This is a genomic window from Acidovorax sp. A1169 (assembly GCF_030704685.1).
Lineage (GTDB): Bacteria > Pseudomonadota > Gammaproteobacteria > Burkholderiales > Burkholderiaceae_C > Acidovorax.
Genome location: NZ_JAUZDX010000020.1, coordinates 112,607 through 125,272, shown reverse-complemented (window position 1 = coordinate 125,272; position 12,666 = coordinate 112,607). Strand labels below are relative to the sequence as shown.

The following is a 12,666-nucleotide window of genomic DNA, read 5'->3' as shown; positions in this document are numbered from 1 at the left end:
ACTCGCCCACAGGGCGAGTGGGGACACGGGCAGCGGGGTCGCCTTTCTTTTGGGTACTTTTCTTTGGCGAAGCAAAGAACAAGTACCTCGGCCGCCGGGCCGAGACCCGGCCTCCGTCCTCAGCAAAAGAAAAGAAGCAACCACCACCCATATCGCTAAAAAATCATCTCCAAGACGGAGCACGCTTCTCAACAAACGCCCGAGCCCCTTCTTGAGCCTCCCCATCCATCATGTTCACCGCCATCGCCTGCCCCGCCAGTTGATAAGCCGCCTCCATCCCCAACTCCCGCTGCTGGTACACCAGCGCCTTGCCCATGGCCACAGCAACACGCGGCTTTTGCAGGATTGACGCCACGAACTTCTCCACCTCAGCATCGAGCCCATCCACAGACACAACCCGATTCACCAGCCCTTGCTCCAGAGCCGTAGAAGCATCAATGAAATCCCCAGTCAACAGCATCTCCATCGCCCGCTTGGCCGGCACATTGCGCACCAAGGGCACGCTGGGCGTGGCGCAGAACAGACCGTAGTTGATCCCACTAGTCGCAAAGGTTGCACTGTCGGCCGCCACAGCCAGGTCGCACTGCGCGACCAACTGGCACCCAGCCGCAGTGGCCATCCCCTGCACCCGGGCGATCACCGGCACGGGCAGCTTGTGGATGGCCAGCATCATGCGGCTGCACTGCGCAAACAGCTGCTGGTACCAGGCCAGATCGGGGTGAGCCGCCATGTCCTTGAGGTTGTGGCCGGCGCAAAAAGCCTTGCCCTCGGCTGCCAGCACCACCACGCGCGCCGTCTCGTCGCGGGCCACGGCATCGAGCGCCTGCTGCAGGGCGGTGAGCATCTCCGAGCCCAGGGCATTGAAGCGCGCAGGGTCGTTGAGCGTCAGGGTCACCACGCCGCGCGCGTCGCGCGCAACACGCAGGAGGGGATGTTGTTCGGATTCCGTCATGTCATTGCAGTCCCAAAATCACAGGTCGGCCAGCACGCGCAGGTGCGCTTCCACACTGCGTGCCAGAGGCCCCATCACATACCCGCCCTCCAGGCAGGAGACGATGCGCCCCTTGGAATAGCGCTGCGCGATGTCCTTCACCCGCTGGGTGATCCAGGAGTAATCCGATTCGGTCAGGCCCAGTTGCCCCATGTCGTCCTCGCGGTGGCCGTCGAAGCCGGCGCTCACGAAAATCATCTCGGGCTTGAAGGCCTCCAGGCGCGGGATCCACATCATCTCGATGATCTCGCGGATGTCCATGCCGCGCGTGTAGGCTGGCACCGGCACGTTGACCATGTTGGGCGCGGGATCGTGGTCGCCGCTATAGGGGTAGAAGGGGTGCTGAAAAATGCTGACCATCAGCGCGCGCGGGTCATTGGCCAGGATGTCCTCGGTGCCGTTGCCGTGGTGCACGTCGAAATCGACCACCGCCACGCGCTGCAGGTTGTAGCGCTGCAGTGCGTACTTGGCCGCCACCGCCACGTTGTTGAAGAAGCAGAACCCCATGGCCTTGCTGCGCGTGGCATGGTGGCCTGGCGGGCGCACGGCGCAAAAGGCGTTCTCCATCTCGCCCGCCATCACCGCATCGGTGGCGGCCAGGGCGGCCCCGGCGGCGCGCAGCGAGGCGTTCCAGGTGTGGGCGTTGATGGAGGTGTCGGGGTCGAGCTGCGAGTAGCTCGGGCCGCCGGCCAGGATCTCCTCGTTGAGCCGGTCTGACAGGCCGCGCATGGCGGCCACGTGCAGACGGTCGTGGGCCAGCTCAATGTCGGCCAGGGACGCCTCGGGCGCCTCGCGCCGGTCCAGCGCATCGCCCACGCCAGTGATCAGCAGCCGGTCTTCGATGGCATCGAGCCGCTCGGGGCATTCGGGATGCCCGGGGCCCATTTCGTGCTTCCAGCAGTCGCGGTGGGTGAAATAGCCCGTCTTGCTCACAGTCAATCCCCGTGTCTCATACTTTTAGGATAACGTCGCGCTATGACTATGAATGCCCAGCACAAAATCAAATCGCTTCTGGACCAGCTTAACACGGTGATCGTGGGCAAACAGGCCCAGGTACAGGACTGCGTGGCCTGCCTGCTGGCCGGCGGCCACCTGCTGATCGAGGATGTTCCGGGGGTGGGCAAGACCACGCTGGCCCATGCTTTGTCGCGCACCTTCGGGCTGCAGTTCTCGCGCGTGCAGTTCACGGCCGACCTGATGCCCAGCGACCTCACCGGCGTCTCGGTGTACGAGCGCGGCAAGGAAGCCTTCGTGTTCCACCCCGGCCCGGTGTTCGCCCAGGTGCTGCTGGCCGACGAAATCAACCGCGCCAGCCCCAAGACGCAGAGTGCCCTGCTCGAAGCCATGGAAGAAAAGCAGGTGTCGGTGGAAGGCGAGACGCGCGCCCTGCCCCACCCCTTCTTCGTGATCGCCACGCAGAACCCGCACGACCAGCTCGGCACCTTTGCGCTGCCCGAGTCGCAGCTGGACCGCTTCTTGATGCGCATCTCCATCGGCTACCCCGACCGGGCGGCCGAGCGCGTGCTGCTGGCCGGTGCCGACCGGCGCGACATGGTGGACTCCATGCTGCCCCAGCTGTCCGACGACGAGCTGGCCGAGCTGCAGCGCCAGGTACTGGCGGTGCACACCGCCGACCCGCTGCTCAACTACGTGCAGGACCTGATCGCGGCCACGCGCTCGGGCCGCTGGTTCCTGCAGGGGCTGTCGCCGCGCGCGGGCATTGCCCTGGTGCGCGCGGCCAAGGCGCAGGCGCTGATCAGCGGGCGTGACTATGTGGCGCCCGACGACGTGCAGGCCGTGCTGCCCCAGACCATTGCCCACCGCCTGGTGCCCGTGGGCGATGCGGGCCGGGGTGCGGTGGAGCAGGTGCGCGCCATGGCCGAGTCCGTGCCCTTGCCTTGAGCCCGAGGGACATGGCAACCGCCACATCGCCCACGCCATCGCCCGGCCGGCTGCGCGCCGCCCTGGCAGCGCTCAACCCGCTCACGCGCGTGCGCAAGCGTTTCGAGGCCTGGTGGATGGTGCGCCGGCCGCTGAGCGACACGCTCACGCTGACCCAGCGCAACGTCTACATCGTGCCCACGGGGGCGGGCTGGATGCTGGCGCTCACCTTGCTGATCCTGTTGATCGCCTCCATCAACTACCAGCTCAACCTGGGCTACCTGCTGACCTTTCTGCTGGCGGGCAGCGCGGTGATCGGCATGCACATCTGCCACGCCACGCTGCGCGGCATCACGCTGCACCTCAAGGCGCCCGAGCCGCACTTCATGGGGACCAGCGCCACCGTCGAGGTCCAGGTGTCCAGCGAACGCAAGACGACGCGCTACGGCATCGGCCTGGCCATGCATGGCGGCGGTGGCGAAGCGCACCACTGGGCCTGGACCGATGTGCCCGCACAGGGAAGCTCCACCGTGCATGTGGCCTTTGCCCCACCGCGCCGGGGCCTGCACCGCGTGCCCACGCTCACGGCCGAGACGCGGTTCCCGCTGGGAACCTTTCGCGTATGGACCTACTGGCGCCCGGCGGCCCAGGTGCTGGTGTACCCGGCGCCGGAGCTGCCCCCGCCGCCGCTGCCACCCGGCGAGCCGCGCGGCGCGGGCACGGGCAGCGCGCCATCGCAAGGCATCGGCGAGTTCGATGGCGTGCGCGCCTACCGGCGTGGCGACCCGCTCAAGCTGGTAGTCTGGAAGAAGGCCGCCAAGACGCTGGGCACCGGCACCGACGACCTGGTGAGCCGCGATTCGCAGCAGGCCCAGCGCCACGAGCTGTGGCTGGACCCGGCCCTGGCCGCCCTGCCCGACCCTGAGGCCCGCATCTCCCGCCTGGCCGCCTGGGTGCTGCAGGCCGACCGCCTGGGCCTGGACTACGGCCTGCGCCTGCCCGGCGTGGAGATCGAACCCGATACCGGCACCGCCCACCGCCGCCGCTGCCTGGAGGCGCTGGCGCTGTGCTGAACTTCTGCCGGCAACAAGCCATCCAAACGCATTGCCCCTTGCCTCCTTTTTCGCGGAAAACCGACGCTCCATGAGCCTGCGCCAGACCCTCGCCACCCTGCCACGCGACGCGCGGGACACGCTGTTCCTGCTCTTCGCCACAGCCTGGGTGATCGCGCCCCAGGTGGCCAACCTGCCCGCCTGGGCCAGTGCCATGGCCTTCGGCATGCTGCTGTGGCGCGGCTGGATGGCCTGGAAGGCCAGGCCGCTGCCCGGGCGCTGGCTGCTGACGGTACTGGTCGTGGTGGCCGTGGCAGGCACCCTGTTCACGCACCGCACCATCCTCGGGCGCGAAGCGGGCGTCACGCTGATGGTGATGATGCTGGCCTTCAAGACCCTGGAGCTGCGCGCACGGCGCGACGCCATGGTGATCTTCTTCCTGGGCTTCTTCACGATGCTCAGCAATTTCTTCTTCTCGCAGTCGCTGCTCACCGCAGCGGCCATGTTGATCGCCCTGCTGGGCCTGCTGACGGCGCTGGTCAACGCCCACATGCCGGTGGGGCGCCCACCCCTGCTGCAGACCTTCCGCACGGCGGGCACCATGGCCCTGCTGGGCGCGCCCATCATGGTGGCGCTGTTCATGCTGTTTCCGCGCATGTCGCCGCTGTGGGGCATGCCCAGCGACAACCTCACCGGGCGCAGCGGCCTGTCGGGCACCATGAAGATCGGCGACATGGCAGAGATAGCACTAGATGAGCGGGTGGCGATCCGCCTGCGCTTCGAAGGCGCTCCTACCGACATTCCCCAGCAGTCGATGCTGTATTTTCGCGGGCCGGTCATGGCCGCCTTCGACGGCCGGCAGTGGCAGGCCGAGCCCTTCCGTGAAGACAGCGCCTGGGCGGCGCGGGTGGCGGTGCCCGCCAACCTGCAGACCAGCGGGCCGGCGGTGCGCTACGAAGTGACGCTGGAACCCCAGCGCCAGCCGTGGCTGATGGTGCTGGAAGCCACGCCCGAGGCGCCCCAGGTGCCCGGCATGCAGGCCTACATGACGCAGGACCTGCAGTGGATGACCAATCGCCCCATCACTGACGTGATGCGCTACCAGGCGGTGAGCTACCCCGAATTCCGCCACGGCCCCCAGGAGTCCCTGCGCCAGTTGCGCGTGTACACCGAGCTGCCGCCCGGCTTCAACCCGCGCACCCTGGCCCTGGCGGCTGAGATGCGTGCCGACCCCGCGCTGGCCGGGGCCAGCACCCAGGTGCTGGTCAATGCAGTGCTGCAGCGACTGCGCACGGGGGGCTACGGCTACTCGCTGGAGCCCGGCGTCTTCGGTGAGCACACCGCCGACGAGTTCTGGTTCGACCGCAAGGAAGGCTTTTGCGAGCATATTTCCTCGGCCTTCGTGATCCTGATGCGCGCGCTGGACGTGCCCTCACGCATCGTCACCGGCTACCAGGGGGGCGAGCGCAACCCGGTGGACGGCTACTGGACCGTGCGCAATGCCGACGCCCACGCCTGGGCCGAGGTCTGGATGGAAAACCGTGGCTGGGTGCGCGTGGACCCTACAGGTGCTGTGGCACCAGGCCGTGTGGGCCAGTTCCAGCGCCTCAGGGCCCCCGAGGGCGCATTTGCCAGCGCGATGGGAACCATCAGCCCCGGAATGGTGCAATCCCTGCGCGCTGTCTGGGAGGCCGTGAACAACAGCTGGAGCCAGTGGGTGCTCAACTACAGCCAGAGCAGCCAGTTCGACCTGCTCAAGGCCCTGGGCTTCGAATCACCGAGCTGGCAGAACCTGACCACCGTGCTCGGCGCCCTCATCGTGATCGCCGCAGGCGGCGGCGGGCTGTGGACCCTGTGGGAGCGCAGCCAGCACGACCCCTGGCTACGCCTGCTGGCGCGCGTGCGCCAACGCCTGGCCAAGGCTGGCCTGGTGCTGCCCGATACCTTGCCGCCCCGCTCCATGGCCCAGCAGGTGACCGCCCACTTCGGTGACAGCGCCAGCGGCCTGGCCGCCTGGCTGCTGCGGCTGGAGCAGGTACGCTATGCCCCCGAGCCTGCCCAGCAGTTTGGCGCCCTGCGCCGCGAATTCAACACCCTGCCCTGGCCCCCCTCCGCACGGGGCCGATGACCCGAACGACATGCGCCTCCTGAAATCCGTTGCCATCGCCTGCGTGGCCGTGGCCTGTTCCCTGCCCGCCCTCGCCAGCCCCTCCAAGCCCCCCAAACAGGCTGCCTCCAAAAAAACCGCAGCGAACGCCACCGTGCAGGGCGGCGTGCCCTACGCCAACCGACCCGATGCCATGGCCTTTGCCGACGACCTGGCCACCCGGCGCGGCCTGGACCGCGAGTGGGTGCGCCAGGCCATCGGCCAGGCACGCCTGCTGACCCAGGTGCCGCGCCTCATGCTGCCCCCGCCCGTGGGCACGCCCAAGAACTGGCGCGTGTACCGCAGCCGCTTCATCGACCCGGTGCGCATCCGTGCGGGTGTGCGCTTCTGGCAGGAGCACCGCGACGCACTGGAACGCGCCGAGGCTGAATACGGCGTGCCGGTGGAGATCATCGTCGGCATCATCGGCGTGGAGACCATCTACGGCCAGCAGATGGGCAACTTCCGCGTGATGGATGCGCTGGCCACGCTGGCCTTCGACTTTCCCAATGCCCACCCGCGCGCCAAGGAGCGCCGGGAGTTCTTCCAGCGCGAGCTGGAGCAGTTTCTGAGCCTCACCAACCGCAGCAACATCGACCCCTTCGAGCCGCGCGGCAGTTACGCGGGGGCCATGGGCCTGGGGCAGTTCATGCCCTCGAGCTGGGTGCGCTATGCAGTCGATTTCGACGGTGATGGCCGTGTCGACCTGTTCAGGAGCCCGGTGGACGCCATCGGCTCGGTGGCCAACTACTTCAAGGGCCACAACTGGACCACCGGCATGCCCACGCACTTTGGCGTGCAGTTCGACACTGCGCGCCTGCAGCTCGATACCTTGCTGGCCCCGGACATCCTGCCCACCTTCAGCGCCGCCAGCATGCAGGCCAAGGGCGCGGTGCTCGACGCCGTAGGGGCCCAGCACACGGGCCCCATGGCGCTGGTGGAGCTGCAGAACGGCGGCGACACCCCGACCTATGTGGCGGGCACGGAGAACTTCTACGCCATCACGCGCTACAACTGGTCGAGCTACTACGCCATGGCCGTGATCGAGCTGGGGCGCGAGGTGGCGGCGGCGCGGTAGCCCGACTGCCCGTCAGGCCGTGGCGTACGCTGGCGCTCGTTCAACGCCCCATGCGTCCAGCCCCGGCCGCCACCCCAGCTCTGGCGCGATCAGCCGCGCCGTGTCCTCCAGGATCTGGCGGTATTCCTCGGGCGCGAAGTCGTAGGGCAGCTCCAGCCGCAGCTCCTGCACCAGGGGCAGGATCGGGTCGTCGCGCAGCCACTGCAGGATCTGGTCGCTGCTGCCCACCAGGTCGCGCGCGAAGAGCGTGCGCCGCTCGCCCTGGGGGGACAGGGTGCGCGCCTGCCGCGTGGCAGCCCACGCCAGGTAGCGCGCGCGGGTGGAGGCGTCGGCCCCATCGAGCGGCACGATCACCCGCCCCAGCGCCACACGCGGCACGCTGGCCTGCGGCTGCCGCGCACGCCAGCGGGCATGGAACAGGTCGAGCTGCGCACGCTGCGCCTCGAATAACCGGTCCGTCTGCTCGGCCCGATTGATGTTGCCGATGAGCAGGTGGTAGCCCTGCTCGCCCGCCCACTGGGCCGAGCGCAGCGAGCCGCCGCCGTACCACAGGCGCTGCGCCAGACCCGGCGCGTACGGCTGCAGGCGTGGCCGCTGGCGGCCTGCGGGGCTTTCGACAAAGGTGTCCTCGTCGCCGAGCAGCTCGCCCCGCAGGTTGCGGCGCAGGCGATCCACCCGGGCGTGCCAGAAGTCGATGCTGCCCGCATCGCCGTCGAACAGGCGCTCGCCCAGCAAGGCGCCAAAGGGCGGCGCGCCAGCACTCAGCCCCACATGCAGGCGCCCACGCGAGAGTACGTCCACTGTCGCCAGGTCCTCGGCCAGGCGAAACGGGTTTTCGTAGCCCATCTGCACCACGGCCGTACCCAGGGCTATGCGCAGCGTGCGCTGGCTCGCGGCAGCGAGGAAGGTAGCGGCCGATGACGCCCCGCGCTCCAGGTGGCGCTGGCGCACCCAGGCACTGTCGAAGCCCAGGGCCTCGCCATAGGCGAACAGCTGCAGCGTGTGCTCCAGGCCGTCGAAGGGGTTGGTGTCTGGGAAGTTGCCCGGCGAGAGAAAGGCGAGATGGCGGATGGGCATGGATCAGAACTTCGGAAGGCCAGGCGGGTTGGTTTCCGAGCGCGGCAACGCCTCTTCCGCCAGGCTCCAACGCGCCAGCGCCTGCGTGTACTTGCCGCTCTGGATGATTCCATTGCCCGCCAGCGTGAGCGCATCGGCCAGGCCGCTGCCCTTGCGCGTGGTGATGGCCACGTCGGACTTGAGCGGCCAGCCCGCGTTCACCGTGCCCACAAGCTTGATCTTGCCGTCCTTGGCCGCGTGGTAGGCCTGGGGGGCATTCGGGTTGAAGTTGGCATCGGCCCGGCCCGAGACCACGCCCAGCAGGCGCGCGGCGTCGTCGTCGAAGTAAACGATCTCCACGGGTTTGAGGCCCGCCGCCAGGTTCTTCTTGTTCCATTCGAGAAGAATGCGCTCCTGGTTGGTGCCCGAGCCGGTAATGACCTTGAGGCCGGCCACGTCCCTGGGCTCCTTGATGGCGGTGATCTTGCTGTCGGCTCGCACGTAGAAGCCATGCAGCCCCAGGCGGTAGGTGGAGAAGTCGAACTTCTCCTTGCGCTGCTCGGTCACGCCCACGTTGGAGATGACCGCATCGTACTTGCCCGAGGACAGGCCCAGCGGCCAGTCGGCCCAGGCGATAGGCAGCAGTTCGAGCTTGAGGCCCAGCGCATCGGCGATGAGGTGGGCGTAGTCGGGATCGAAGCCCACCACTGTCTTCGCATCGGTGGCGTAGGTGGCGATGGGCGGGGCAAAGGGAGCGATCGCCACGGTGAACACGCCTTCCTTCGCGAACTTGAAGTCCTTGGGGATGGCGGCGATAGCCGAGGCATTGCGCTCGGTGCGCGGCCGCGCCTTCTGCTCGGGGCTGAAATCGAAGGTCTGCGCCAGGGCACCACCGCCGAATGCAGCCAATGCCAGAGCGGCCAGCCAGCGCCGAAGGGATGGGGAGGGTATGGTCATGGCGTACCTCACTTCTTGGGCAGGCCGGGCGGGTTGGTGCGCGAGACCTGGATGGCCTCGGACTGCAGGTTCCAGCGCTCCAGCGACTTGGTGTAGTTGCCGTTCTGGATTTGCGCGTTGAGTGCGGCCGTCACCGCCTCGGCGATGCCCGAACCCTTGCGCGAGGTGACGGCGATCTCGGCGTTCTGCGGCCAGCCGCCCGAGAAGGCGCCCACCAGCTTGGTCTTGCCATCGCGCGCGTTGTGCGCGGCAATGCCGTTGGGCGCGAGGTAGGCGTCCGCCCGGCCCGAGAGGATGGCCAGGTACAGCACCACATCGTCGTCGTAGTACTGGATTTCCACGGGTTTGAGGCCAGCAGCCACATTCTGCTGGTTCCAGCGCAGCAGGATCTGCTCCTGGTTGGTGCTGGCGCCGACGATGATCTTCAGGCCCGCCACGTCCTTGGGCTCCCTGATCGCGGCGATCTTGCTGTCGGCCTTCACGTAGATGCCCAGTTGGTCATTGCGGTAGGTGGAGAAGTCGAATTTTTCCTTGCGCTCCTCGGTCACCGTGACGTTGGAGATCACCACGTCGAACTTGCCCGACTGCAGGCCCAGCGGCCAGTCGGCCCAGGCCACGGACACCAGTTCGAGCTTTCGCCCCAGGCTGTCCGCGACCAGTTGCGCCACGTCGGGCGCATTGCCCACGGGGGTCTTGTTGTCGGTGGCATAGGCGCCAAACGGCAGGCGTCCGGTGGTGGTGCCCACGGTGAGCACGCCCTCCTTGGCGAACTTGAAGTCCTTGGCCACGAGCTTGAGCGCCTCGTCGACCTTGGCCGAGCGCGGGCGCCCGGGCTGTTCAGGGCTCAGATCCACGGCCTGGGCCGTGGCCTGCAGGGGGGCCATGGTCGCGGCGGCCAGCGCCAGGGCAAGTAAGGTGGAGCGGCGGGTGAAATTCATCGGATGGTTCCTCAAAATGGACAAGAGAAAAGGGGGACATGCGCGCAGGCTGGCGCTCGGCCAGGCGCCGCGCATGCGAAGAGGAAGGAAAGCGGGGAGCTACAGGACCTTGGCCAGGAACTCTGCGGTCCGCGTGTGCGCGGGGCGGTTGAACACCTGCTCGGGCGTGCCGGTCTCCAGCACCCGGCCCTGCTCCATGAAGACCACGGTGTCGGCCACCTCGCGGGCAAAGCCGATCTCGTGGGTGACGATGATCAGCGTGGTGCCAGAGCGCGCCAGTTCCTTGATCACGTCGAGCACCTCGCCCACGAGTTCGGGGTCCAGCGCCGAAGTGGGCTCGTCGAACAGCAGCACCTTGGGTCTGAGGGCCAGCGCCCGCGCGATCGCCACGCGCTGCTGCTGGCCGCCCGAGAGCTGGCGCGGGTAGCTGTGCGCCTTGTCGGACAGGCCCACCCGGGCCAGCAGCTCTTGCGCCAGGGCCTCAGCCTCGGGGCGCAGCACTCCGCGCACGCTGATGGGGGCTTCGACGATGTTCTCCAGCACCGTGAGGTGGGGGAACAGGTTGAAGTTCTGGAACACCATGCCCACGTCCACCCGGCGCGAGAGGATGTCCTTCTCGCCCAACTCGTACAGGGTATCGGCATCCTGGCGGTAGCCGATCAGTTCGCCGTCGATGGCGATGAAGCCACCGTCCACCCGCTCCAGGTGGTTGATGGTGCGCAGCAGCGTGGACTTGCCCGAGCCCGACTGGCCCAGCACCACCGTCACGCTGCCGGGCGGCACGGTGAGCGTCACGTCCTTGAGCACCTGCAGCGCGCCGTAGTGCTTGGAGACGCCGTGGATCGTGACCTCGCCGCCGCGCGTGAGGCCGCCGCTCCAACGTGGCACGGTGCCCGCGGGTGCCGCCTGGGGCGCGGCCGCAACGGCGGGCTGGGCCTGCGGCGGCACGGCCTTCGGTGCGAACCCCAGGCGCCGCGAGATGGCCGTGAACAGCGAGGGCGGCGGGTTGCGCAGCGCGCCCTTGGCGAAATGCCGCTCGATGTAGTGCTGCATGACCGACAGCACCGTGAGGATCACCAGGTACCAGACGGTGGCCACCATCAGCAGCGGAATCACTTCCAGGTTGCGCCGGTAGATGATCTGGATGGTGTAGAACAGCTCGGGCAGCGCCAGGATGTAGACGTTGGACGTGCCTTTGGCCAGGCCGATGATGTCGTTAAAACCGCTGGGCAAAATGGAGCGCATGGCCTGCGGCAGCACGATGCGAAAGGCCTGGCGCCGGCGCGGCAGGCCCAGCGCGGCGGCCGCCTCGAGCTGCCCCTGGTCCACCGACAGGATGCCTCCGCGCACGATTTCCGAAGCGAAGGCTGCCTGGTTGAGCGTGAGACCGATCAGCGCCGCGACGAAGGGGCTGATGAGCTGCGTGGTGGGGTACGAAAAGAACGTCCAGCCCGTGAACGGCACGCCCAGGCTCACCGTCTCATAGAGATAACCGAGGTTGTTGATGATGAGCAGCAGCACGATCACCGGGATGGACCGGAAGATCCAGACGAAGGTCCACGACAGCCCCGCCAGCAGCGGCGAGCGCGACACCCGGGCCAGCGCCAGCGCCGTGCCCAGCGTGAAGCCGAACAGCGCGCCCAACACCGTGAGCAGCAGCGTGCGGCCCAGCCCAACGAGCACTGGCTCGGCGAAGAACCATTCGGCGAACACCCCCCAGCCCCAGCGCGGGTTGGTGAACACCGAGTACAGCACCAGCGCGATGACCACGGCGGCGAACGCCGTGCCCACCGCCCGTGCGCGGTAGCGCGCAGGTACCACCTTGTAGTGCGAGTAATCGCCTTTCACGGGGGGCGCCGCAGTTGGCACTGCCCCTGAGGGCGCAGGGTGGTGCTGCACGGCAGGTGCCGGGCCCGAAGGCAGCGCGTGCGATGCATCGAGCGTAGTGGTGTTGGACATGGTTGTTCTTGTGGGGCGAAGCGAAGAAGGAAGCCTCAGGCCGCGCGGGCCAGAGGTTCTAAAACGGCCGCGGCAAAGGCGGACGAAGTGGGCACGAGGGTTTTCTCGAACGGCAGCGAGCGGTAGGTGCCCTCGGGTGCCGAGCGGTCGAACAGCGCTGTATAGCCATGGCCCAGGTACAGCGCCACGGCCTCGGGCTGGCGAAAGCCCGTGGTCAGGTAGATGCGGGTGTAGCCCTGGCGCAGCGCCTGCGCCTCAAGCTCCTGCACCACCCGGCGTGCCAGGCCCTGGCGGCGCTCGGCCGAGTGCGTCCACACACGCTTGACCTCGGCCGTGCCGGGGTCCGGGTGGCGCTTGAAGGCGCCACCGCCGATGGCCACGCCATCGCGCAGCAGCAGCACGAAGTTGCCGCCCTCGGGCGGGGAGAACAGCTCGGCGGGGTATTTCTCCATCTCACGCGGGCCGCCCTCACGTTCGTAGAAGTCGCCATAGCGGCTTTCGTACTCGTAGCTCAGTTCCTCCACCAGCGGGCGCGCCAGCGGGTCCAGGGGGGTGGTGTAGACGAATAGTTCGCTCATGGTGTCGCGTCCATCAAGGCAACAGGAAAG

General features: G+C 67.9%; 11 protein-coding genes. 4 read left to right on the top strand and 7 right to left on the bottom strand.

Annotated features, from left to right (window positions below):
- Positions 1–163 precede the first annotated feature (163 nt).
- Together QYL93_RS25675 and QYL93_RS25670 are read right to left on the bottom strand one after the other, a co-directional pair.
- On the bottom strand, positions 164–952 hold the full coding sequence (locus tag QYL93_RS25675; RefSeq protein WP_305746317.1) for an enoyl-CoA hydratase: 789 nt from the start codon (positions 950–952) through the stop codon (positions 164–166).
- A gap of 18 nt (positions 953–970) precedes the next feature.
- Positions 971–1,924: a histone deacetylase family protein gene (locus tag QYL93_RS25670; protein WP_305746324.1), complete on the bottom strand. Its 954-nt coding sequence runs from the start codon at positions 1,922–1,924 to the stop codon at positions 971–973.
- Between the two features lie 48 nt (positions 1,925–1,972).
- Here QYL93_RS25670 and QYL93_RS25665 point away from each other — a divergent pair, with 48 nt between their 5' ends.
- The 4 genes from QYL93_RS25665 to mltB all read left to right on the top strand — a co-directional run bounded on the left by QYL93_RS25665 (position 1,973) and on the right by mltB (position 7,148).
- A complete protein-coding gene (locus tag QYL93_RS25665; protein ID WP_305746323.1) occupies positions 1,973–2,893 on the top strand; it encodes a MoxR family ATPase in 921 nt (306 codons plus the stop codon).
- An 11-nt stretch (positions 2,894–2,904) separates the two neighbouring features.
- Positions 2,905–3,945, top strand: a complete 1,041-nt coding sequence (locus QYL93_RS25660; RefSeq protein ID WP_305746316.1) for a DUF58 domain-containing protein — start codon at positions 2,905–2,907, stop codon at positions 3,943–3,945.
- Positions 3,946–4,015: 70 nt separating this feature from the next.
- Positions 4,016–6,052, top strand: coding sequence for a DUF3488 and transglutaminase-like domain-containing protein (locus QYL93_RS25655; protein ID WP_305746315.1), 2,037 nt, complete (start codon positions 4,016–4,018; stop codon positions 6,050–6,052).
- A gap of 10 nt (positions 6,053–6,062) precedes the next feature.
- Positions 6,063–7,148, top strand: a complete 1,086-nt coding sequence (gene mltB, locus QYL93_RS25650; protein ID WP_370877037.1) for a lytic murein transglycosylase B — start codon at positions 6,063–6,065, stop codon at positions 7,146–7,148.
- Positions 7,149–7,160: 12 nt separating this feature from the next.
- Here the strand turns inward: mltB and QYL93_RS25645 are convergent, their stop codons facing one another.
- From QYL93_RS25645 to QYL93_RS25625, 5 genes are all read right to left on the bottom strand, one after another.
- Positions 7,161–8,225 carry an LLM class flavin-dependent oxidoreductase gene (locus QYL93_RS25645; RefSeq protein WP_305746314.1) on the bottom strand — a complete coding sequence of 355 codons (1,065 nt, stop codon included), beginning with the start codon at positions 8,223–8,225 and terminating at the stop codon, positions 7,161–7,163.
- A gap of 3 nt (positions 8,226–8,228) precedes the next feature.
- Positions 8,229–9,161 (bottom strand): ABC transporter substrate-binding protein, encoded by a 933-nt coding sequence (locus QYL93_RS25640; protein ID WP_305746313.1) that lies wholly within the window; start codon positions 9,159–9,161, stop codon positions 8,229–8,231.
- A gap of 8 nt (positions 9,162–9,169) precedes the next feature.
- Positions 9,170–10,099, bottom strand: a complete 930-nt coding sequence (locus QYL93_RS25635) for an ABC transporter substrate-binding protein (protein ID WP_305746312.1) — start codon at positions 10,097–10,099, stop codon at positions 9,170–9,172.
- A 99-nt stretch (positions 10,100–10,198) separates the two neighbouring features.
- On the bottom strand, positions 10,199–12,058 hold the full coding sequence (locus QYL93_RS25630) for an amino acid ABC transporter permease/ATP-binding protein (RefSeq protein WP_305746311.1): 1,860 nt from the start codon (positions 12,056–12,058) through the stop codon (positions 10,199–10,201).
- A gap of 35 nt (positions 12,059–12,093) precedes the next feature.
- Entirely contained in the window at positions 12,094–12,636 is a 543-nt protein-coding gene (locus QYL93_RS25625; protein WP_305746310.1) for a GNAT family N-acetyltransferase, read from the bottom strand.
- Positions 12,637–12,666 lie beyond the last annotated feature (30 nt).

Bases quoted from the DNA above. Each gene is read 5' to 3' on its own strand.
- mltB (WP_370877037.1), top strand. From the start codon at position 6,063: ATGCGCCTCCTGAAATCCGTTGCCATCGCCTGCGTGGCCGTGGCCTGT.
- QYL93_RS25675 (WP_305746317.1), bottom strand. From the start codon at position 952: ATGACGGAATCCGAACAACATCCCCTCCTGCGTGTTGCGCGCGACGCG.
- QYL93_RS25645 (WP_305746314.1), bottom strand. From the start codon at position 8,225: ATGCCCATCCGCCATCTCGCCTTTCTCTCGCCGGGCAACTTCCCAGAC.
- QYL93_RS25635 (WP_305746312.1), bottom strand. From the start codon at position 10,099: ATGAATTTCACCCGCCGCTCCACCTTACTTGCCCTGGCGCTGGCCGCC.
- QYL93_RS25660 (WP_305746316.1), top strand. From the start codon at position 2,905: ATGGCAACCGCCACATCGCCCACGCCATCGCCCGGCCGGCTGCGCGCC.
- QYL93_RS25665 (WP_305746323.1), top strand. From the start codon at position 1,973: ATGAATGCCCAGCACAAAATCAAATCGCTTCTGGACCAGCTTAACACG.
- QYL93_RS25625 (WP_305746310.1), bottom strand. From the start codon at position 12,636: ATGAGCGAACTATTCGTCTACACCACCCCCCTGGACCCGCTGGCGCGC.
- QYL93_RS25630 (WP_305746311.1), bottom strand. From the start codon at position 12,058: ATGTCCAACACCACTACGCTCGATGCATCGCACGCGCTGCCTTCGGGC.
- QYL93_RS25640 (WP_305746313.1), bottom strand. From the start codon at position 9,161: ATGACCATACCCTCCCCATCCCTTCGGCGCTGGCTGGCCGCTCTGGCA.
- QYL93_RS25655 (WP_305746315.1), top strand. From the start codon at position 4,016: ATGAGCCTGCGCCAGACCCTCGCCACCCTGCCACGCGACGCGCGGGAC.